This is a genomic window from Pseudomonas sp. 2hn (genome assembly GCF_019646095.1).
GTDB classification, from domain to species: Bacteria; Pseudomonadota; Gammaproteobacteria; order Pseudomonadales; family Pseudomonadaceae; genus Aquipseudomonas; species Aquipseudomonas peradeniyensis.
Genome location: NZ_CP081016.1, coordinates 2,189,521 through 2,210,993, shown reverse-complemented (window position 1 = coordinate 2,210,993; position 21,473 = coordinate 2,189,521). Strand labels below are relative to the sequence as shown.

Below are 21,473 nucleotides of genomic sequence, written 5' to 3'. Positions count from 1 at the left end.
GCAGGATTCTCCAGAGGTCCGTTTCAGGCGGCGCGCACGGCCATGCGGCCACGCGCCATGAGCGCGGCCATGTGGGTGGCCGTCGCGGTGATGATGTCGAGATTGCCGGCACTTGGATCGAGGTAGTCCCCCGCTCCCTCGACCCGCACCATGGTGAACAGGCGACCTTCGCTGTAGTGCAGGTCGACGATCACCTCGTAGCCCGGCACGGCCTCGCGCACCAGCGCCACGGCCCGCTCCACCTCGCGACGGGTAGCGGCCAGGTCGGCCTGGGCGATCAGTGCCGAGACCGCCGTCTGCATGTAGACATTGGGCTTGGCCGGGTTGATGTTGAGGATCGCCTTGACCTGAGCGCAGCCGGTGAAGCGCCGCAGCGCCTGTTCGGTGGTGGTGATGTAGTTGCTCAGGTTGCGGCGGGTGGCGGGGCCTGCGCTTTCGGCGCTGATCGACGACACCACCTCGATGTAGCGCACCGCCGGGTTGGCCCGGGCGATGGCGGCGGCCAGCGGAATCGAGGCCTGCCCCCCACAGGTGATCATGTTGACGTTGCTCGCCCCGGTCAGATCCAGGCCGTTGAGCGAAGGCACGCACAGTTGGCCCAGGGCCGCCGGGGTGAGGTTGATGATCAGCTTGCCGGCCTCGATCAGGCGTGGTGCGTGGCGCTCATGGTCGGCGGCCGAGGTGGCGTCGAACACCAGGTCGAACTCGCCGATCCGGGCGAACAAGCCTTCGATGCCATCGGCGGTGGTGGCGACCCCGCGCTCCCGGGCGAAGGCCAGGCCCGCGGAGTGCGGGGAACGTCCGGCGACCAGCGTGCAGTCCAGGTCAGGGTGGGCCAGGACCTTGCACAGGATGTCGCAACCGATGTTGCCGCTGCCGATAATGGCGGTTTTCAGGGACATGAACGCACTCCAGGGTCAGGCAACAGAAGGTTGGGAAAGGCGGCTGGCCACCGAGATGATCAGATCTTCCTGGCCGGCCACCGCATTGCACTGGGCCAGGGCTTCGTAGATTCGCCGTGGTTCGACGCCGAACTCGCTGGCGGCGCGCGCGACATGTTTCTCGAAACCGCTGCACACGCCATACAGACCGCTGATCAGGTTGGCGGTCTTGACGACCGTGGGCGTGCTGACCGGGGCGATGCTCTCCAGCTGCTCGATGGCGCGGCACAGGGCGAAGATGTCCACGCCGGTGGCGAAGCGGTAGCGCTCCAGCACGGCGCACAGGGTCTCCAGCTGGGTGTTGCCGGCGCCGGCGCCGAAGCCGCGCATGCAGCCGTCGACGATGGTCGCCCCGGCCTGGACCGCGGCCAGTGAGTTGGCGATGGCCAGGCCCAGGTTGTTGTGGCCATGGAAGCCCAGCGGAATCGACAGTTCGCTGCTGAGCAAGGCAATGCGCTCACGGGTGCTGTCCGGATCGAGGTGGCCCGCCGAGTCCATCAGCACGATGGCGTTGGCGCCATAGCCCTGCTGTTTGGTCGCCTCCTCGAGCAACCGCTCGGGGCTGGCCATGTGGCACATCATCAGCACGCCATGCACATAGGCGCCGTTGGCGCGGGCATGCTCGATATAGCTTTCGGTCACGCTCGCCTCGGTGCAATGGGAGGCGATGCGCAACACCTCGACACCGATCCGCAACGCGGTATCGATATCATCGAGCCTGGCGAAGCCTGGAATCATATGGATGCCCAGGCGCGTGCGACTGAGGTTGGCGCGCGCGGTCTCGAGCATCTCGGTGTCGGCGTGGCGGGCCAGGCCCAGTTGCAGGGACGATGCCCCCAGGCCGTTGCCGTGGCCCACCTCGACCACGCTCAGGCCGCAGCCGTCGACTGCACGGCAATAGGCGGCGATATCTTCCAGGCTCAACGAATGGGAGACGGCATGGTTGCCGTCGCGCAGGGTCGGATCATGAATGGCGATTGCAGCGGTCATCGAGATCGAGTCCTTGTGATCGAAGGTTCAGTTGCGCGGTGAGTCGGCAGCCGGCTCGGGCTGGAGTAGCCGCTTGGGCAGGAACGCCGGCGAGATATGAATAATCGACATGCGCACCACGTGGTTGAGCATGACGAAGGCAGGGTCGAGCTTGAGCAACAGGGCTGCCGCGGTCATGACCTCGACACCGCCCGGTACCCAGGACATGAACAGTGCGAGGAAGGGCTTGCCGGTGAGCTGGGCGGCAAGCGCGGCCACCAGCAAGGTGGTGCAGAACGTCAGCGTGGTCACCACCAGACCCGCACGCACGTATCGCAGCACGTCCCCCAAGGTGATGTCGCGCAGGCGGATGCCGATCAAGCCGCCCAGCAGGATCAACGCCACCATCGCCACCGGGTCGGGTACATGCAGGTTGAACTGGGGCATGCCGATGTTCACCGCGGCGGCGCACACCAGCCCGGTCAGCATGTAGGGCGCGGGCACATCCAGACGCTCCAGCAGGTAGCCGGCAACCACCGCGACGAGCGCGACCGGCACGATGCGCAGGTAGTCGCCCAGGGTTCCCGCCGCATGCGCCGCGCTGTCGCCATGGCCACCGGCGATCAGGGTGACCACCAGCAACAGCGCGAGCAGGCGCACGATATGCACGAAGGCGATGCGTCCGGAGGCCGGCCCCTCTTCTCCCGACACCGTCATCACCGCCGCCATGGCGCCGGGAATCGCACTGAGCAGGCTTTCGATATGGCCCCACTTCTCCATGCGTCGCAGCCAGTTGTAGCCCACCAGGATCTGCGTGGTCATGCACACCAGCAGCCCGAGCAGGATGCTGACGTCGGTGAGCTCGTGCATCATCGAGGCGGTGACCGTGGAGCCGACGCTGATGCCGAGCAGCAACTGCACGGTGGCCACGAACGGAAACGGCATGCGCATGCGCACGCCCCACTTGCTCAGCGCCGTGACCGCGCAGATGGCGCCGATCAGTTCACCGAGCGGCAGCCCGGTGAGAAATCCCAGCCAGGCGCCCAGGGCCGCGACCGGAATGGGGATAAGGCTCTCGATCAAAGGTTTCATGGCATCGTCACCTGTCTGCAGGCATGACCGTCCCGACTGGCGGCACGGTCAGCAAAAGTGATGGAGGAACGGGACGGATCAGCGGCTAGACGACGGCCGCTTCGTTACCCGCCCAGTCGCAGCTTTCGTGGAACCAGCGCTCGACTTCGCCAAGGCGCAATTGCAGTTCACGCTCGTTGCGCCCGGCGACGATGGCGTTGAGGATTTCCGAGTTGGTGAACTCCATCGACCGGTAGGCGGTCATCCTGCTCGCCGAGATGCGGTACTCCAGCACGCCGTCCAACGGGCAGTCGCTCGGCACCTCGCGCAACAGGCCGACCCGCGGTGGAATGCTGATGTGCCCGACCATCTGCCGCGGCTCGATCATGGCCGCCGGACGATACTCGGGATCGCGCAGCGCGCGCAGGAAGCTCATGCGCGGATCCAGGCCCCAGGCATGGCTGATCTCCTGGTTGAAGAACACCCCGCCCAACCGCGAGGCGATTTCGCACAGGACGATCTCGCCCGCGTCGGTGACGAACAGTTCGAGGTGGAACAGCAGGGTCGGCTCGGAAGGCAGCACGTCCTCGACCAGCGCGCGGGCATAGCGCACCAGCTTGTCGCGCATCGGATTGCTGGCATCGAGCATGTGCAGGTCGTGGGCCTTGCCGCCGAGAAAATCCAGCGCCGAGGTCATCACCCGCACCGGCGACACCAGGATCGGCTTGCCGTCGATGTACAGGCCGTTGACGATGTAGTGGCTGCCCCGCACGTAGCGCTCGATCATCAGGTTGTGGAAGGTGGTGGCGCCGCGCGCGGCCAGCCACTGGCGCAGCTGCGGCAGGTCCCTGAGCACTTCCACGCCGTTCGAGCCACGCCCATCGCGCGGTTTGACCACCACCGGGAAGCCGTGCTGCTCACTGAACTGGATCGCCCCGGTGGCGTGGGTCAGCGGCGCCATGTCGGCGACGGCGAAACCACGGTCGCGGGCCCGCTGCTTCATGAAGAACTTGTCGCGATAGAACATCGCGCGCCCCTCGGCGCCCTGGCTGACACCCAGCCGGTCATTGATGCGCGCCGCCCGCAGCACGTCGATTTCGGCCAGTGCCACGCACAGCGGATCACGCATCTCGCGGGCCATGTCATGGACATCCACCTCGACCAGCGCGTTGTCGTTGAAATAGTCGAACAACCGGTACGCCACTTGTTCGCCAAGGTGCGCGGTGATTTCCTGGGCGCGGGAGTTGCAGCTCAGCAGCATGCCTCCCGGCCCTAGCGCGTCGGCCCAGCTTTGCGCGCTGTGCTGGAGAATGATCTTGGGGGGACAGAAGACGATCAGCTGCATGGGGCGTTCCTTGCGTACTTGCATGAGTCAGAAAGTGACCAGGCACCAGGGCTAGGTTCCACTATGATTCTGCTGAGGAGTCGGTGGCCGATGCCAATACCGATTCAGTCGTTATTGATACTCCTCGCCTTGCCCGCGCAGGCGGTTTGCAAGGCGCGCGAAAGCGCTGCCATGTCGGGGAACATGGCAGGCGACTTTCATGCGGGATTCAGCCGGTCAGATCAGGCAGGCGGCGCAGTCGCGCATCACCTCGGCCTTGCGCTGCAGGTACTGGGCAAAGACTTCGCGGGCCGTGGTCCTGTCCACCGCGATGCCCATGGCCTTGACGAAGGCCTCGACCGCCTCGACCGCGTGGGCGAAATGATTGCTCTCGGTCCCCCCGGTGTGCACGGTGACCCAGGCTACGGTCTTGCGCACCTGCTCGGGCGGGACGCCCATGTCGCGCTCGAACCAGCGGGTGTACAGCGGATGGATGTACTCCACTTCACCGTGGGTGTAGACCTCATGCACCAGCGTGGTCAGCAGGCCCTGGAGCAGGTCGCGATCACGCAGGCGGCGGGCATCGGTCCAGTCCTTGAACGCCTGCGCGGATGGCAGGCAGTTTTCCTTGAGCAACCACTGGTCGTCGCCGCAAAGGGGCGTGGCCATGTTGTAGAACAGGTCGGCATGCAAGGTGTTGCCCAGCGCCCCCAGGTCCTCGTCGGTGATCCGCTGCAGGCTGCCACACACCTGGTAGATCTGCTGCGCCGCGGCGCTGCCCTGCTCGGAACGCGCCAGCAGGGTCAGGCGATTGGCCAACCCGGAGACGCTGGCGGCCGAGTTGTTGGTCTTCGACCAGCTGGCGAAGAACTTGCGCAACGCCGCGGCGCCATGGCGGCGCGAGGTCAGCACCTGGAACGCCTGCTCGATGTCGACCAGCGCGGCCTCCTGGTTGCGGAACTCATCCCATAGCGCCTGTTTCAGCACGCCGGCAGGCATCTCCTGCAACACCGGTTCAATCACATTCAGCAACTGGCTGTGCACGGTCGGCAAGTTACTCACGGTCATCTCACTCTTTTCCTTGTTGGATGATGATGTAGCGCGTTGAGGAAACGATTCATTGCAATGGCTGGACCGCCGGCCCACGGACCGGCGCCACCCGCCAGCTGCCCCGCGCGATCAGCAGCGGCAGCAGCTGGAACACCACGATCAGGGCGACGCAGCCACCCCACCCCCAGCGTTCCCAAAGCCCGCCGGGCACGAAGGCGCCGAAGCTGCCACCCAGGTAGTAGCAGCTCAGGTACAGACCGACCGCGGCAGATTTCTGCCGGGGTGCCTGGGCGGTGATGAAGGCATTGGCAGCGGCCTGGGCGAGAAACACGCCGGTGGAGCTGAGCGCCAGGCCCAGCACGATCAACCACAGCGACGGGGACAGGGTCAGCGCCGAGCCGGCGATGCCCAGGTAACCGGCCACCCGCACCAGGTCGGCATGGGGCCGCGCCTTGCTCAGGCGTCCGGCCAGCGGCACCACCACCAGCGCCAGCAGGAACACGGCGTAGATGGCACCCAGCGCGGCGGTGCCCAGGGCAAACGGGGCCTCGCTCAGGTGCAGGCCGACGTAGGTGAAGGTCGCGACCTGGGCAAACAAGACGCAGAACCCCACGGCATAGGCCCCCAGCAACGGCCTGCTGGCGAGCTCGCCAAGCGCCAGCGGCTCGCGCCTGGCTGCGGGCGGGTTGCGCGGCAACAGCAGCGCGATGCCCAGCGCGACCGCCAGGCTGAGCCCCGCCTGGACCGTCAATGCCACGCGCCAGTCAGCAAGCTCGGTGACCAGTCCGGTGAGAAAACGCCCGCAGAAACCGCCGAAGATCGTGCCGGCAACATAGACGCTGGTCATTTCGGTCACAGCACCGCCCTGCCAGCGCACGCCGATGTAGGCCACGCTGGTGGCGAACACCATCGGAATGAACAGCCCCTGCACCGAACGCCACAGCAGGAATTCGCCATAGCTGCCCGCCCACGCCGCCAACAATGCAGGCAGCGCCAGCAACAGCGCCGCCCCGGCGATAACCCGGTGCTGCTCGCCGCGCGCCGTCAGCCAGCCGACAAAAGGCGCGGTCAAGGCCACGGCAAGGATGGTCACGGTAATGCTCCAACTGGCCTGGCGCAGCGTTACCGGAAAGGCCCGGGTCAGTTCCGTGAGCAGGCCCTGGGTGGAATAGAGGTTGAGAAATGCGGCACATCCGCCAAGAAATAGGGCAATTCGGGGGAAATCGGCGGGAAAACGCATACAAACACTCGTAAAAAATTGTTACAGGTTTATAAGGTAGGACGAACTTTGGATCCAATACCTATTCCCGACCGATTGATACTCAAGGAAGAACATGATGGATTTGCGCCGTCTGCGCTGTTTCCTGGTGGTCAGCGAGGAATTGCACTTCGGCCGAGCGGCAGCGCGCCTGCACATGGCCCAGCCGCCGCTGACCCGACAGATATCGGCACTGGAGACGGAGCTCGGGTTTCGCCTGTTCGACCGCAGCACGCGCAACGTCAGCCTTACCACCGCGGGCCGTCACCTGCTGCCCTACGCCCGCGGCGTGCTCGAACAGGTCGACCTGACCACGGCGATCACCAGCAAGCTGGCGGCGGGTTCGGCCGGCCAACTGACGGTCGGCTATGCCAGTTCGATCGCCCTGTCGGACACCTTCAGCCATACCATCCAGGCGTTCTGCTCGAAGTACCCGGATGTGCAGCTGAATGTGGAGGAAGGTGCTTCCAGCACTCAGTGCACGCAACTGATCGAAGGCCGCCTGGATATCGGCATGAGCCGCATGCGCCCATCAGGTGACGATCCTCAGGTCCAGGCCATCTGCGTGGACAACGAGCCGCTGGTCGCGGCCGTTCCCAGCGACAGCCCCCTCGCCCAGCAGTTGCAGGTCAGCCTGGCCGAGCTCGGCGAACTGCCGCTGATCACCTTCCCCCCGGACTACGGCTCGGGCTTGAACGAAATCATCCTCGGCCTGTACCGCCGCCACGGGCTGACGCCGCGCCCGGCGCCAAGCGGTCGGCAGATCACCTCGATCATCGCCCTGGTTGCCGCGGGTCGTGGTGTCGCGGTGGTACCGCAGTGCACCCGGACCTTGGTCAGGCGTGGCGTGTCCTACCTGCCGCTGGCCGAGCCCGGCGCCTGCGCGCCGCTGCTGGTGCTGACCCGCAGGCACGAGCGCAGCCCACTGGTGCGGGCGTTCGTCGAGGTGATCGAGCAGACCTTGCGCGGCGGTCTGAGCGGGTAGACGAAAACTTCGTGGGAGCGGGCTTGCCCCGCGATAGCGTTCGACCTGCGTCCAACGCTATCGCGGGGCAAGCCCGCTCCCACTAGAGACCTGCGTGAGGTCTGCGTCCCACCGACCTCAACCCGCCTCGCGATAGGGATTACGCGGATCCTGCGTCCAGTTCATGTACGGCTTGCCGGTGTCCTGCGCCTGCATGTCGATGCAGCCCTCCACCGGGCAGGTGATCTGGCACAGGTTGCAACCGACGCACTCGGCTTCGATCACGCTGTAGGCGTGGGTGCCGTCGGCCTTCAGGGTGCTGGCGATGGCCTGGTGCGAGGTGTCCTCGCAGGCGATGTGGCAGCGCCCGCAGCCGATGCAGGCGTCCTGGTCGATGTGCGCCACCGACTGGTAGTTGATGTCCAGGTACTTCCAGTCGGTGGTGTGCCCCACGGCCTGGCCGCGAAACGCCTCGAGGTTGCGGTGGCCGTGCTGGTCCATCCAGCGCGCCAGGCCGTCCTTCATGTCGTCGACGATGCGAAAGCCATGCAGCATCGCCGCCGTGCACACCTGCACCGCGCCGCTGCCCAGGGCGATGAACTCGGCGGCGTCGCGCCAGGTGCCGATACCGCCGATGCCGCAGATCGGCAGGCCTTGGGTCTCGGGATCACGGGCGATTTCCGCGACCATGTTCAGGGCGATCGGCTTGACTGCCGACCCACAGTAGCCGCCATGGGTGCTCTGGTCGCCGACGATGGGGTGGGCGACCATGCGGTCGAGGTCGACGCTGGTGATCGAGTTGATGGTGTTGATCAAGGACACCGCATCCGCCCCACCCCGGTGCGCGGCGCGCGCCGACTGGCGGATGTCGGTGATGTTGGGGGTGAGCTTGACGATCACCGGCAGCGCGCAGTGGGTCTTGCACCAGCGGGTGACCATCTCCACGTACTCCGGCACCTGGCCGACGGCGGCGCCCATGCCGCGCTCGGGCATGCCGTGGGGGCAACCGAAGTTGAGTTCGATGCCGTCGGCGCCGGTGGCCTCCACCAACGGCAGGATGAACTTCCAGGACTCCTCGATACACGGCACCATCAGCGACACGATCAGCGCGCGGTCGGGCCAGTCCTTCTTGACCTGGGTGATCTCGCGCAGGTTGATCTCCAGCGAGCGGTCGGTGATCAGCTCGATGTTGTTGATGCCCTGCACCTGGCGGTTGGCGCCGAAGTGCGCCGAGTAGCGCGACGACACGTTGACCGCCGCCGGATCCTCGCCCAGGGTCTTCCACACCACCCCGCCCCACCCGGCCTCGAAGGCGCGGACCACGTTGTAGGCTTTGTCGGTGGGTGGCGCGGAGGCCAGCCAGAACGGATTGGGTGCCTTGATGCCGGCGAATTCGATGGACAGGTCGGCCATTTACGCAGCCTCCACGTTGAGCATGAGTTGGGCATGGATGGCTTCGGCGGCCAGCTTGCCATGTTGCACGGCCTGGACGGTGAGGTCCTGGCCCAGCGCGGTGCAGTCGCCGCCGGCGTAGATGCCGGGGACCGAGGTCTGCATGTGCGCATCCACCTGGATGCGCTCGCCGTCGCGGGCCAGTTGCGCCGCCAGCGGGTCAGCCAGGCTTGCGTCGTCGAAGCGTTGGCCGATGGCCTTGAAGATCGCGTCGGCGGCAAGTTCGAAGGTCTCGCCGGTATCGCCCAGGCGTCCGTCGACCAGCTGGGTGCGTACGAAACGCATGCCGCGCACACGCCCGGCATCATCCAGCAGCACGGCATCGGGCCGGGCCCAGGTGTGCAGGCGCACCTGGTTGTGCTTGGCAATCTCCTGCTCATGGCCGGTGGCGCCCATGTCGGACACGCCACGGCGGTACACCAGGTTGACGTCGCGGGCACCCAGGCAACTCATCTGCACGGCCATGTCGATGGCGGTGTTGCCGGCGCCGAGCACCAGGCAGCGGTCGGCCAGCGGCAGCTGGGTGAGGTCGTCGGCCTGGCGCAGCTCGCGGATGTACTCGGTGGCGGCGAGCATGCCTGGCGCGTCTTCGTCCGGCAGGCCCAGCTGGCGCACGGCAGCCAGGCCCAGGCCGAGGAACACCGCGTCGTACTGGGCATGCAGCTCGCCCAGCGACAGGTTGGCGCCCAGGCGCTGGCCATGGCGGATCTCGATACCGCCGATGCCCAGCAGGAACTCCACCTCGCGCTGGGCGTAGTCGTCCACCAGCTTGTAGCGGGCGATGCCGTACTCATTGAGGCCACCGGCTTTCTCCCGCGCCTCGAAGATCACCACGTCATGGCCGTGCATGGCCAGGCGGTGCGCGCAAGACAGCCCGGCGGGGCCGGCACCGACCACGGCGATGCGCTTTCCGCTGGCCGGCGAGCGCTGGAACGGATGCTCGGTAAAGCCGGCGTGGTCCAGGGCGTAGCGCTGCAGCTGGCCGATCAGCACCGGCGCGCATTCCTGGGCGTTGTTGCGCACGCAGGCCTGCTGGCAGAGGATCTCGGTCGGGCACACCCGGGCGCAGCTGCCGCCGAGGATGTTGGCCGAGAGGATGCGTTCGGCGGCGCCCTGCAGGTTCTCGTCGCTGATGCGGTGGATGAACGAGGGGATGTCGATTTCGCTGGGGCAGGCATTGACGCAGGGCGCGTCGTAGCAGTACAGGCAGCGCGCGCTTTCGACGGCGGCCTGGCGGGCGGTGAGCGGGGGCGCGAGGTCGCTGAAGGCCTCGGCCAGCTGGTCGGCGCCGGCCCGGGGGCGCGGCAAGTGGTTCAGGGCGTCGATCACGGTTGTAGCCTCTCGCTTTTTTATGGGCTCAGGCGGCGGTCACTCGCCTGTCCGTTCTGAGGGATGGCAGTCAACAGGAGCATGTGTCTGTGTTGTTATCAGGGGGCGCTTTGCGCCCCTTTCGCGGCACAAGGCCGCTCCTACAGGGGATCGCGTTCTGCTGTAGGAGCGGCCTTGTGCCGCGAAAGGCCTCAGCGCTGAACCGGTGTCGGCCGCTGGTGCTCGGCCCGCCGCTCCAGCACCTCGTACACCGACGGATACGCCGGTCTTTTCACATAGCGCCCCGCGCCCGGCTCGGCGCGCAGGTCGCCATCGGCCCAGAGCACCTTGCCCTGGCTGATGGTGTGGCTGGGGATGCCGCGCACGGTGCGGCCTTCGAAGATGTTGAAGTCGACGCGCTGGTGATGGGTCTGGGCGCTGATCGTGCGCGTGCCCTGCGGGTCCCACAGCACCAGGTCGGCGTCGGCGCCGACGCGGATCGCGCCCTTGCGCGGGAACAGGTTGAAGATCTTCGCGGTGTTGGTGGAGGTCAGCGCGACGAACTCGTGGATCGACAGGCGCCCGCTGTTCACCCCGGCATCCCACAGCACCGCCATGCGGTCCTCGATACCTGCAGTGCCGTTGGGAATGCGGCTGAAATCGTCGCGGCCCATGGCCTTCTGCTCGGCGCAGAAGCAGCAGTGGTCGGTGGCGGTGGTGTGCAGGTTGCCCGACTGCAGGCCCCCCCACAGTGCGTCCTGGTGCTCGCGCGGGCGGAACGGCGGGCTCATCACGTAGCCGGCGGCGGTGGCCCAGTCCGGGTCGCGGTAGACGCTGTCGTCGAGCAGCAGGTGGCCCGGCAGCACTTCGCCGTATACCGGCTGGCCCTTGGCCCGGGCATAGGTGATTTCGTCCAGCGCCTCGCGGCTGGAGACATGCACCAGGTACAGCGGCGTGCCGAGGGTCTCGGCGATGCGGATGGCGCGGCTGGCGGCCTCGCCCTCGACCTGCGAGGGGCGCGACAGCGGATGCGCCTCGGGCCCGGTCAGGCCCTGGGCCAGCAGTTTTTTCTGCAGGTGATACACCAGCTCGCCGTTCTCGGCGTGCACCGTCGGCACCGCGCCCAGTTGCAGGCAGCGTTCGAAGCTGGCCACCAGGGTGTCGTCTGCGGCCATGATCGCGTTCTTGTAGGCCATGAAGTGCTTGAAGCTGTTCACCCCATGCTTGGCCACCAGCTCGCCCATCTCCTCGGCCACCTGCTCGCTCCACCAGGTGATGGCGACATGAAAGCCATAGTCGCTGGCGCTCTTCTGCGCCCAGCCGCGCCAGGTGTGGAACGCCTCGAGCAGTGATTGCTGTGGGTTGGGAATGACGAAGTCGATGATCGAGGTGGTCCCCCCGGCCAGGCCCGCGGCGGTACCGCTGAAGAAGTCCTCGCTGGCCACCGTGCCCATGAACGGCAGCTGCATGTGGGTGTGCGGATCGATGCCACCGGGCATCAGGTACTGGCCAGAACCGTCGAGAACTTCACAATCAGTGGGGGTTTCGAGGTGGCTGCCAATGGCGCGGATCAGGCCATCGACACACAGGACATCTGCACGGTAGCTCTCTTCATGGGTAACCACGGTGGCGCCACGGATCAACAGGGACATGCCGTTTTCCTCGCAGGCTGACCGGTCTTCTGGCCGGTTCTTGGAATTGTTTCGGGCCGGGCGCTGGAGGCGATTCGCTCAATCCTGTCAGGCCTGACAAGAATCGAGGCTAGTATCTGATCGGATATTGATCAAGAAAAAATCTATGCAAATGTCTTATTTTGTATCTTGTTGATTATTAACGATAATTTGTCGAAATCACCAAAATGTGACACCCCTTCACCATTTTGACGCACTTGACAGGAAGCCAAATTGGTCAAGATTTCCTATGCAAAATCAGCTGTTTGTTTCCTGGCTGGATGGCGCAGGCCGCGCCGGTGGTTTTCCAGGTTGCACCCGTTTGAACCACGCGGGTGATGGACCAGCCAGACGGACGGCGTAGCAGGGTGCCCACCCCACCCTCGTCGTCGTGCTGAAGAATGCCTTTGCAAGACAGTGAGTTACCTCCGGTCGGCGGCGGCCGCCGGGAAGGCGCGGGCTTTCCCGGCACGTTTGTTGAAAACGCAGGCCACAACCGCCTGGCCGGGCCGGAGGTGCAGTACTGCTGGTGTGTGTACTCCGGCCATCGCGTCAGCCCGATGAGCGACAACTACAAGAAAAAAGACCTGGAGAACCCCATGCAACAGAGCAGATCGCAAGTGGTCGAGCAGCATGGCCTGTTCGAGCTCGACGCCGGCAGCGACGTCCTCGACAGCCCCCGCTACAACCACGACATCGCCCCGACCAAGGTGCACCAGCGCACCTGGAACAAGTGGCACATCACCGCGCTGTGGGTGGGCATGTCCATCTGCGTGCCCACCTACACCCTCGGCGGCGTGCTCACCGCCTACTTCGGCCTGAGCGTGGGCGAGGCGCTGCTGGCGATCCTGCTGGCCAACCTCATCGTGCTGATTCCGCTGACCCTCAACGCCTTCCCCGGCACCAAGTACGGCATTCCCTTCCCGGTGCTGCTGCGCGCCTCGTTCGGCGTGTTCGGCTCCAACGTGCCGTGCCTGATCCGCGCCGTGGTGGCCTGCGGCTGGTTCGGTATCCAGACGATGTTCGGCGGGCTGGCCATCCACCTGTTCCTCGGTTCGCTGTTCCCCGAGTGGAAGGCACTGGGCGGCACCGGCGAGGTGATCGGTTTCATGCTGTTCTGGTCGCTGAACCTGTGGGTGGTACTGCGCGGCGCCGAATCGATCAAATGGCTGGAGACGCTGTCGGCGCCGCTGCTGGTGGCGGTCGGAGTCGGCCTGCTGTTCTGGGCGCTGCCGCACATGTCGATGAGCGAGCTGCTGGCGCAGCCACCCAAGCGCCCCGAGGGCGCCAGCGTGGTCGGCTACTTCTGCGCCGGGCTTACCGCCATGGTCGGCTTCTGGGCCACGCTGTCGCTGAACATCCCCGATTTCAGCCGTTACGCCAAGAGCCAGAAGGACCAGATCCTCGGGCAGATCTTCGGCCTGCCGCTGACCATGTTCCTGTTCGCTTCGCTAGGCGTGATCATGACCGCCGCCTCCGCCTCGCTGGTGGGCCAGACGGTGTCCGACCCGGTGAGCCTGATCGGCCATATCCAGAGCCCCGGCTGGGTGGCCCTGGCCATGGCGCTGATCATCATCGCCACGCTGTCGACCAACACCGCGGCCAACATCGTCTCGCCCACCAACGACTTCCAGAACATCGCCCCGCGCCTGATCGGGCGCAGCCGCGCGGTCTGGCTGACCGGCTTCATCGGCCTGGCGCTGATGGGTCACGAGCTGCTCAAGAAGCTTGGCTGGATCGTCTCCGACCTGAGCCTGGAGAGCGTCTACTCCAACTGGCTGCTGGGCTACTCCAGCCTGCTCGGGCCGATCGCCGGGATCATGGTGGTGGACTACTTCCTGGTGCGCCGCCAGCACCTGGACCTGGCCGGGCTGTACCGCGACGACGTGTACCCAGCCTGGAACTGGGCCGGGTTCGTCGCCTTCGGCGTGCCGGTGGCGCTGACCGTGATGGCCATCGGCAACAGTAGTTTCAGCTGGTTCTACGACTATGGCTGGTTCACCGGCTCGCTGCTTGGCGGCGGGCTCTACTACGCCCTCGGCGGCCTCGCGGTGCGCGGGCCGGCGCGGCTGGCGAAACCTTTGCCGTGATGCTCCCTGTGGGAGCGGCTTCAGCCGCGAAGCAAGCGACGCGGTGGATGGCACCGACTTGGCCGGTGTTCGCGGCTAAAGCCGCTCCCACAGGTCCCTGCTTAATCGATAAGTGATGTGCAGTGCCATGAGAGCCGACTTGCCGGCGAACAGGGCCGAAGAATAAAACAGCCTGAGGAGACACCCATGACCACCCTCGCCAAGGAAGTTCTGCAATCGAGCAAGCACCACATCGACAGCGCCCGCCTGTGGCAGTCCCTGATGGACCTCGCCCGCCTCGGCGCCACAGCCAAGGGCGGCGTCTGCCGCCTGGCGCTGACCGACCTCGACCGCCAGGCCCGCGACCTGTTCGTGCAGTGGTGCGAGGCGGCCGGCTGCACGGTGAGCATCGACGCGGTCGGCAACATCTTCGCCCGCCGCCCCGGGCGCAACGCCAAGCTGCCGCCGGTGATGACCGGCAGCCATATCGACACCCAGCCCACCGGCGGCAAGTTCGACGGCTGCTTCGGCGTAATGGCCGGGCTGGAGGTGATCCGCACCCTCAACGACCTGGGCGTGGAGACCGAGGCGCCGCTGGAGGTGGTGGTATGGACCAACGAGGAAGGCTCGCGCTTCGCCCCCTGCATGATGGGCTCGGGGGTGTTCGCCAGCAAGTTCACCCTAGAAGAGACCCTGGCCAAGCGCGACGCCCAGGGCGTGAGCGTCGGCGAGGCGCTGAACGCCATCGGTTATGCCGGCAGCCGCGTCGTGACCGGCCACCCGGTGGGCGCCTACTTCGAGGCCCACATCGAACAGGGCCCGATCCTCGAGGACCAGCGCAAGACCATTGGCGTGGTGCTCGGTGCCCTCGGCCAGAAGTGGTTCGACCTGACCCTGCGCGGTGTCGAGGCCCACGCCGGCCCCACCCCCATGCACCTGCGCAAGGACGCCCTGGTCGGCGCCGCCGCCGTGGTCGAGGCGGTCAACCGCACCGCCCTCGCCCACCAGCCCCATGCCTGCGGCACGGTCGGCTGCCTGCAGGCCTATCCCGGCTCACGCAACGTGATCCCCGGCGAAGTGCGCATGACCCTGGATTTCCGTCACCTCGAAGGCGAGCAACTGGACGCGATGATCGCCGAGGTGCGTCAGGTGATCGAGGCCACCACCGCCAAGCACGGATTGAGCTACGAGCTGGTGCCCACCGCCGACTTCCCGGCCCTGTACTTCGACAAGGGCTGCGTCGAGGCGGTGCGCGACTCGGCGCGCAACCTGGGCCTGGCGCACATGGATATCGTCAGCGGCGCCGGGCACGACGCGATCTTCCTCGCTGAGCTGGGCCCAGCCGGGATGATCTTCGTGCCCTGCGAGGGCGGCATCAGCCACAACGAAATCGAGAACGCCGCCCCCGCTGATCTTGCGGCCGGCTGCGCGGTGCTGCTGCGGGCGATGCTGGCGGCCTCGGAGGCGATTGCCAGCGGGCGGTTGGCGGCCTAGCAAGCGAGAAAAGGACTGCGTGGGAGCGGGCTTGCCCCGCGATGCAGGCAACGCAATGCATGGCACCGGCGATGCCGGTGCCGGCCCCTTGGCGCAAAACTCCCGCGCGCGGCGGTATACTCGCCCACCTTCGAACCGCGTCCGGGAATCCGCCATGCAGCAAGTCCTGCTCATCGTCGATGTGCAATCCACCTTCAGCCCCTCCGAGAAACTGGTGGATGGCATCCGCGTGTTGTCGGCGCACATCCCCACCATCGCCTCGATCGAGCTGCACGACGAGCAGGTGACCCCGTTCCAGCGCCAGCTCGGCTGGCACCCGGCCGCTGAGGACGTGGCCCTGGTCGAGGCGGACAAGGTGTTCGTCAAGCATGGCTATGGCCAGACCGCCGAGACACTGGACTACATCAAGCGCCTGGGCGTCGAACGCGTCCTCGTGTGCGGCCTGCAGACCGAAACCTGCGTGCTGGCCGCAGGCTTCGCCCTGTTCGATGCGGGCCTGACGCCAACGCTGGTTACCGACCTGACCATGGGCTCTTCGCTGGACCGCTCCGGGCAGTTGGGCATCGACCTGTGGAAACACCACTTCGGTCATGTCACCACCGCCGCCGAGGTACTGGCCGGGCTGCGCGACCCACGAGGCAACCCATGATCGCCAAGCGCGTATTGATCGTCGAGGACGACGCCGATAGTGCAAGCATTCTGGAAGCCTACCTGAAGCGCGATGGCTTCGAGGTGGACATCGCCGAGGACGGCGCCCGCGGGCTGGCCCTGTTCCGCCAGCGCACGCCGGCGATCGTGCTGCTGGACATGATGCTGCCAAAAATGTCCGGGCCGGAGCTGCTGACCGAGATCCGCCGCGGCGCCGACACCCCGGTGATCATGGTCACCGCCATCGGCGACGAGCCGGACAAGATCGGCGCCCTGCGCTACGGCGCCGACGACTATGTGGTCAAGCCCTGCAACCCCAAGGAGGTGGTGGCCCGGGTACACGCGGTGCTGCGTCGCTACGGCGCATCGGCCGACAGTCGCCAGCGCCTGGAATGCCTGGGCGTCTGGGTCGATGCCGAGCGTTTCGTGGCCGGGGTGCGGGCCGGCGATGGCGAGGAACAGGTGCTCGACCTGACCCGCTCGGAACTGCTCCTGCTCGCCGCGCTGCTGCGCACTCCGAGCAAGGCCTTCAGCCGCGAGGAACTGCTCGAATTGTGCATGCCCGAGAGCGATGCGCTGGTGCGTATCATCGACACCCACGTGCTCAACCTGCGGCGCAAGCTCGCAGCCCTGGGCGTCAGCGGCGTGCTGGTGACCGTGCGCTCCGTTGGCTACCGGTTCCGCTGACCACCATGAGCAAGCGTCCGCTGTGGCTGTGGGTCGGCCTGAGAATGACCCTGCTCGCCGTCGGCGCGGTGATCACCATCACCGTGTGCATGTACCTGTACTTCTGGATCAGCGACTTCCTGGTGCTGCAGTCGATGCGGCCCGAGGACCGCGCCGCGATGCTGGCCGGCCTGGCCGATGTGCCGCGCAACGAGTCCCGGCTGTGGCAGTTGCTGCAGACCTACTACGACATCCACGACTTTCTCCCCGGTCCCGGCAACAGCATCGACTGGCTGGTGCTGTACGGTTTCGTCATCGTGGTCATCCCGTTCACCCTGATGGTCGGCCTGTACCTGTCCAGGCCGCTGTCCCGACAGTTCCGCCAGATCGCCGTAGGGGCACGGCGGGTGGCCGAGGGCGACCTCAGCGTGCGGGTCAGCCAGCACCCTCGCCAGCCCAAGGAAATGCAACGCCTGTGCACCGACTTCAACAAGCTGGTCGAACGCCTGGCGCTGTACGAAAGCGAAGTGGCCGAGTCGAGTTCCAACCTGGCCCATGAACTGCGCACCCCGCTCAATGCCGCCCTGGGCCGGGTGCAGGGGATGCTCGATGAGGTGTTCCCGCTGTGCCCCGAGCAATTGCGCCTGGTGCAGAACCAGCTGTACAACCTCAATACCCTGGTGGGCGACCTGCACCTGCTGTCCCTGGCCCATGCCGGGCAGCTGCCCCTGCACATCAGCCTGTTCTCCCCGGCCAGGCTGGTCGAGGAGCGCTTGGCCTGGTTCGCGCCACAGTTCGAGACCGCCGGGATGCAGTTGTACACGGCGCTGGCCGATGACGTGGTGATCGAGGCCGACCCGGCGCGGGTCGGCCAGCTGATCAACATCCTGATCGAGAATGCACTGAAATATGCCTCAGACGGCCGCGAGCTCAGCGTCGTCGTGCGCCAGATCAAAGGCAGTGTGCAACTGGAATTCCTCGATCGTGGCCAGGCGGTCGAGCAGAAGGACCTGGGCAACATGTTCGTGCGCTTCTGGCGCGCGGAGCAGTCGCGGGCGCGGGTCAGCGGCGGCGGCGGCCTGGGCCTGTCGATCGCCCAGGCCATCTGCGAGGCCCATGGCGGTAGCATCACCGCGCAGCGCCGGGCCGAGGGCGGGCTGGCGCTACTGGTGACATTGCCCCTGGTCACGACAGCCTGAAGGCTTCACACGTTGCCCTGTAGGAGCGGCCTTGTGCCGCGAAAGGGCTGCGCAGCACCGCAAACCCGCACCCGATCACCAACGCAGCAGTCGAGGCCCTGCCAACGCCCCGATTACGGTCGGCAACAACATTCCCAGCAGGTACCACAGCCCCCAGAACGGCACCGCCATTTCCGGGCAGTGCAGGCAGTACACGAGGGTCGCGGTGGAGCCGGCGAGCAACCCGCCGGCTGCGCCGGCCTGGCGCAGCCGGGTCGGCGCCAGACCGCGCAGGGCCCAGAACACGGCGGTGAACACGGGTGCCGAGAGCAGGGTGATGTTCAACGCGCAGGTGCGCCAGGTGCGGCCGAAGATCAGGTCGGCGCGGGCTTCCACTGGCGCGCCGGCCAGGCTGACGGCTGCCCCCAGCCATACCAGCAGCAGCGGCAGGCCGAGCCCCCCCCACAGCGCGCCACCGCGCACACCTGGCCTGGCCAGGCGCTGGGTCAGCCACAGGGCCAGCAGGCCCAGGCTGGTGGGCAAGGCCAGCTTGGCCCAGAACAACGGCGTGCGCGCCACCTCGGCCAGATCGCTGCGCACGCCGTAGATGGCCAGGGTCATCAGCAACGCGCCCAGCATGCCAGCCAATAGCGCCAGCAGCAGGCGTCGCGCCAGCGCATGACGATCCACCGGCTCTGCGGCGGTCGCCAGAAGGCTGATCAGCTCATCGGTCTTCATGGTCGTCTTTACCTCGAATCAACCTTCCCAGGGCCTTGAGCCCCCGGTGTATGCCCACCTTCACCGCCGAACTGGACAGCCCGGTGATACGCGCGGTTTCCTCCACCGACAGCCCTTCCAGCTTGACGTGGACGATGGGCAGGCGCTGGCGGTCGGGCAACTGCCCGAGCAGCTTGTTCAGGTCCCGGCTGGCCTGGGCCGGCTCTTCTTCGCCACAGGCGAACAGCTCGCTGTCACCCTCCAGCGGTTCGTGGCGCGCCTCGCGCCGGGCCTGGCCGCGCCAGTGGTCGGCCAGCTTGTAGCGGGCAATCGCCTGCACCCAGGCGGTCAACGGTTGCTGCGCCTGGTAGGTGTGACGGGCATTGTGCACCGCCAGCAGCACCTCCTGCAGCAAATCCTCGACCTCAGCCGGCCGCCGCGCCAGGCGCCGACGCAAAAAACCGCGCAGGTGCACCGCCAGCGCCGCGAGGAATTCGCGATAGGCCCCGGCGTCACCGGCCAGCCCAAGCAATAGCAAGGCCTGCAGCTGTGACTCGCGTGCGCTGAGCACATCCTGTGGGTTAGTTCGTTGCATCGGCCGCCAGGGTTACACCGTCTGTGGGTTTCTTTTTTATCCAACCATCGCCGCAACGCCCTGCGCAAGCACCGACGCCGCTTCCTTACCTTAGGTGGCCGGCGCAGGTGGCGAAAAATATTTTGCAGGCGCTGTAACCGCCTCGCCCATCGCCGCGAACTACTCCATGAGCCGCCGGTACCTCGCCACGGCCCCACCTTCTGGAGACGACACCATGAAAACCCTCGCCCTCGCCACTGCAGCCCTTGCCCTCGCCTCGCTGGCAGGCGCGGCACTGGCCGACGACACCACCAAGGCGGCCACCATGGAGAAATGCTACGGCGTTGCCATGGCCGGCAAGAACGACTGCAAGGCCGGCGCCGGTACCACCTGCGCCGGCAGCGCGAAAAAGGACTACGACGGCATGCACTGGAAAAACGTGCCGACGGGTACCTGCACCTCGATCAAGACCCCCAACGGCATGGGTTCGCTGACCCCGATCAAATCCTGAGCACAGGCCATCGACCATGAACGGAAATACGCCGATGGGCGCAGGGCTCGGCCTCAAGGCCGAGCACTATGACCAGGCCTGGGCCTGCCACGCCGAAGGGTTGTGGTTCGAAGTCCATCCGGAAAACTACATGGTCGGCGGCCCTCGCCTGGCCTGGCTGGCGCGGATGGCCGAGCGCCATCCGCTGTCGCTGCACGGCGTGGCACTGTCACTGGCGGCGGATGCCGAACCTGACGCCACGCACCTGCGGCGCCTGCGCACCCTGATCGACCAGGTACACCCGGCCCTGGTGTCGGAACACCTGGCCTGGTCGACCTGGCGCGGCCAGTACCATCCGGACCTGCTGCCCTTTCCACGCAGCGACGAGGCCCTGATCCGCATCGCCGACAACATCCAGCGCACCCAGGATGCCCTGGGGTGCCGCATCTCCATCGAGAACCCCAGCCACTACCTGCACCTGCAGGGCCATGACCTGGATGAGATCGACTTCCTCGCCGAGCTGGTGCGACGCACCGGCTGCGGCCTGTTGCTGGACGTCAACAATGTGTACGTCAGTGCTCACAATCTCGGCTTCGATGCCGCCGACTACCTCGCCCGTTTCCCTGCCCAGGCCATCACCGAGATCCACCTGGCCGGACACAGTCACGACGCCCAGGGCGCACTGCTGGTCGATTCCCACGATGCCGCCATCGCCGCGCCGGTATGGTCGCTTTACCAGCTGTTGATCGCCCGCATCGGCCCGCGTCCGACCCTGATTGAACGCGACGGCAACATCCCCGCGTTCGACGAACTGCTCGCCGAACGCGCCCTCGCCCAGGCCACCCTCGACCTGGCAGGAGCCTTGCCATGAACCTGCGTCTCGGACAGTTCCAGAATGCCTTCATCGACGCCCTCTATCAGCGCCCCGCGCCTGAGCTGGGGACGCTGACAGTGCAGCCCGCGTTCGCGGTGTACCGCAACACGGTGCTGGCCGGTTGCGTCGAGGCCCTGCGCGCCAACTTCCCCAGCGTCGAAACCTTGGTCGGGCAGCAATGGATGCACGACGCCGCTGCGGAATATGCCCGGCAATCGCCGCCCTGTGATGTGCGACTGATCCGCTATGGCGCGGCGTTTCCGGCGTTTCTCGAGGTGCTGCAGCCCGTCCATGGGCTTTGCTATCTGGCGGATGTCGCACGGCTGGACTTCGCCTGGTGCGAAGCGTTCAGCGCCGACGACGACCCCTGGCTGACATTGGCCGACCTGGCCGGCATGACCGCCTCGGACCTCGAACTCAGCCACTTGAGCCCACGTACTGGCGTACGCTGGCACTGGTTCGACCAGCATCCTGCCTACAACCTCTGGCACCACAGCCGCGACGGCAGGGCCTGGCCCGAGGATCAGCCTTGGGTGGCCGAGGGCGCCCTGCTCAGCGGCGACCACGAAGGCGTCGTCCACCAGCCGTTGAGCTTGGGGGGATGCACCTTCCTCGATGCCTGTGCCGCCGGCTGCACATTGGACAAAGCCTCACAGCTCGCCCTGCACGCCCAACCTGACCTGGACTTCAGTGACCTGCTTGGCAGGCTGCTGAATGCCCGGGCCCTGCGCCCGCTCGCCTTCACCTGAGGAAAAC

Annotated in this window: 20 protein-coding genes; 9 read left to right on the top strand and 11 right to left on the bottom strand. The window is 66.4% G+C overall.

What is annotated here, in order from left to right:
* Positions 1 to 23: 23 nt before the first annotated feature.
* The 6 genes from K2O50_RS10140 to K2O50_RS10115 all read right to left on the bottom strand — a co-directional run bounded on the left by K2O50_RS10140 (position 24) and on the right by K2O50_RS10115 (position 6,595).
* A complete protein-coding gene (locus tag K2O50_RS10140) occupies positions 24 to 902 on the bottom strand; it encodes an acetaldehyde dehydrogenase (acetylating) (protein WP_050706400.1) in 879 nt (292 codons plus the stop codon).
* 15 nt (positions 903 to 917) lie between these two features.
* On the bottom strand, positions 918 to 1,931 hold the full coding sequence (gene dmpG / locus K2O50_RS10135) for a 4-hydroxy-2-oxovalerate aldolase (RefSeq protein ID WP_050706399.1): 1,014 nt from the start codon (positions 1,929 to 1,931) through the stop codon (positions 918 to 920).
* 27 nt (positions 1,932 to 1,958) lie between these two features.
* Positions 1,959 to 3,002: an AbrB family transcriptional regulator gene (locus K2O50_RS10130; RefSeq protein ID WP_050706398.1), complete on the bottom strand. Its 1,044-nt coding sequence runs from the start codon at positions 3,000 to 3,002 to the stop codon at positions 1,959 to 1,961.
* Positions 3,003 to 3,087: 85 nt separating this feature from the next.
* Positions 3,088 to 4,326 (bottom strand): acetyl-CoA carboxylase biotin carboxylase subunit family protein, encoded by a 1,239-nt coding sequence (locus K2O50_RS10125; RefSeq protein WP_050706397.1) that lies wholly within the window; start codon positions 4,324 to 4,326, stop codon positions 3,088 to 3,090.
* A gap of 216 nt (positions 4,327 to 4,542) precedes the next feature.
* On the bottom strand, positions 4,543 to 5,373 hold the full coding sequence (locus K2O50_RS10120) for a hypothetical protein (RefSeq protein WP_050706396.1): 831 nt from the start codon (positions 5,371 to 5,373) through the stop codon (positions 4,543 to 4,545).
* A gap of 49 nt (positions 5,374 to 5,422) precedes the next feature.
* A complete protein-coding gene (locus K2O50_RS10115) occupies positions 5,423 to 6,595 on the bottom strand; it encodes an MFS transporter (protein ID WP_050706395.1) in 1,173 nt (390 codons plus the stop codon).
* 94 nt (positions 6,596 to 6,689) lie between these two features.
* Here K2O50_RS10115 and K2O50_RS10110 point away from each other — a divergent pair, with 94 nt between their 5' ends.
* Positions 6,690 to 7,598 carry a LysR family transcriptional regulator gene (locus tag K2O50_RS10110; RefSeq protein WP_050706394.1) on the top strand — a complete coding sequence of 303 codons (909 nt, stop codon included), beginning with the start codon at positions 6,690 to 6,692 and terminating at the stop codon, positions 7,596 to 7,598.
* A gap of 117 nt (positions 7,599 to 7,715) precedes the next feature.
* Here the strand turns inward: K2O50_RS10110 and preA are convergent, their stop codons facing one another.
* The 3 genes from preA to hydA form a co-directional block, all read right to left on the bottom strand.
* Entirely contained in the window at positions 7,716 to 8,990 is a 1,275-nt protein-coding gene (preA, locus tag K2O50_RS10105; protein ID WP_050706393.1) for an NAD-dependent dihydropyrimidine dehydrogenase subunit PreA, read from the bottom strand.
* Positions 8,991 to 10,358 carry an NAD(P)-dependent oxidoreductase gene (locus tag K2O50_RS10100; protein ID WP_050706392.1) on the bottom strand — a complete coding sequence of 456 codons (1,368 nt, stop codon included), beginning with the start codon at positions 10,356 to 10,358 and terminating at the stop codon, positions 8,991 to 8,993.
* Positions 10,359 to 10,549: 191 nt separating this feature from the next.
* Complete coding sequence (gene hydA, locus K2O50_RS10095; RefSeq protein WP_050706391.1) at positions 10,550 to 11,989, bottom strand: dihydropyrimidinase; 1,440 nt, start codon at positions 11,987 to 11,989, stop codon at positions 10,550 to 10,552.
* 617 nt (positions 11,990 to 12,606) lie between these two features.
* Between hydA and K2O50_RS10090 the strand changes: the two genes are divergently transcribed.
* From K2O50_RS10090 to K2O50_RS10070, 5 genes are all read left to right on the top strand, one after another.
* Positions 12,607 to 14,097 carry an NCS1 family nucleobase:cation symporter-1 gene (locus K2O50_RS10090; protein WP_050706415.1) on the top strand — a complete coding sequence of 497 codons (1,491 nt, stop codon included), beginning with the start codon at positions 12,607 to 12,609 and terminating at the stop codon, positions 14,095 to 14,097.
* A 186-nt stretch (positions 14,098 to 14,283) separates the two neighbouring features.
* Positions 14,284 to 15,570, top strand: coding sequence for a Zn-dependent hydrolase (locus K2O50_RS10085; protein WP_050706390.1), 1,287 nt, complete (start codon positions 14,284 to 14,286; stop codon positions 15,568 to 15,570).
* Positions 15,571 to 15,724: 154 nt separating this feature from the next.
* Positions 15,725 to 16,219, top strand: coding sequence for an isochorismatase family protein (locus K2O50_RS10080; RefSeq protein ID WP_050706389.1), 495 nt, complete (start codon positions 15,725 to 15,727; stop codon positions 16,217 to 16,219).
* Positions 16,216 to 16,905: a response regulator transcription factor gene (locus K2O50_RS10075; RefSeq protein ID WP_050706388.1), complete on the top strand. Its 690-nt coding sequence runs from the start codon at positions 16,216 to 16,218 to the stop codon at positions 16,903 to 16,905. Before K2O50_RS10080 ends, K2O50_RS10075 begins: the two co-directional genes overlap by 4 nt.
* Before the next feature lie 5 nt (positions 16,906 to 16,910).
* Positions 16,911 to 18,083 carry an ATP-binding protein gene (locus K2O50_RS10070; protein ID WP_050706387.1) on the top strand — a complete coding sequence of 391 codons (1,173 nt, stop codon included), beginning with the start codon at positions 16,911 to 16,913 and terminating at the stop codon, positions 18,081 to 18,083.
* Between the two features lie 75 nt (positions 18,084 to 18,158).
* Here K2O50_RS10070 and K2O50_RS10065 read toward each other — a convergent pair whose 3' ends face one another.
* Together K2O50_RS10065 and K2O50_RS10060 are read right to left on the bottom strand one after the other, a co-directional pair.
* Positions 18,159 to 18,800 (bottom strand): DUF1109 domain-containing protein, encoded by a 642-nt coding sequence (locus K2O50_RS10065; protein WP_050706386.1) that lies wholly within the window; start codon positions 18,798 to 18,800, stop codon positions 18,159 to 18,161.
* Positions 18,787 to 19,374 carry a sigma-70 family RNA polymerase sigma factor gene (locus K2O50_RS10060; protein WP_050706385.1) on the bottom strand — a complete coding sequence of 196 codons (588 nt, stop codon included), beginning with the start codon at positions 19,372 to 19,374 and terminating at the stop codon, positions 18,787 to 18,789. The genes K2O50_RS10065 and K2O50_RS10060 overlap by 14 nt, the downstream gene beginning before the upstream one ends.
* Before the next feature lie 214 nt (positions 19,375 to 19,588).
* Between K2O50_RS10060 and K2O50_RS10055 the strand changes: the two genes are divergently transcribed.
* From K2O50_RS10055 to K2O50_RS10045, 3 genes are read left to right on the top strand one after another with little or no spacing between them, the layout of a single operon-like run.
* Complete coding sequence (locus K2O50_RS10055; RefSeq protein WP_050706384.1) at positions 19,589 to 19,864, top strand: DUF2282 domain-containing protein; 276 nt, start codon at positions 19,589 to 19,591, stop codon at positions 19,862 to 19,864.
* A 16-nt stretch (positions 19,865 to 19,880) separates the two neighbouring features.
* Complete coding sequence (locus K2O50_RS10050; RefSeq protein ID WP_050706383.1) at positions 19,881 to 20,714, top strand: DUF692 domain-containing protein; 834 nt, start codon at positions 19,881 to 19,883, stop codon at positions 20,712 to 20,714.
* Positions 20,711 to 21,466: a DNA-binding domain-containing protein gene (locus K2O50_RS10045; protein WP_050706382.1), complete on the top strand. Its 756-nt coding sequence runs from the start codon at positions 20,711 to 20,713 to the stop codon at positions 21,464 to 21,466. The genes K2O50_RS10050 and K2O50_RS10045 overlap by 4 nt, the downstream gene beginning before the upstream one ends.
* Positions 21,467 to 21,473 lie beyond the last annotated feature (7 nt).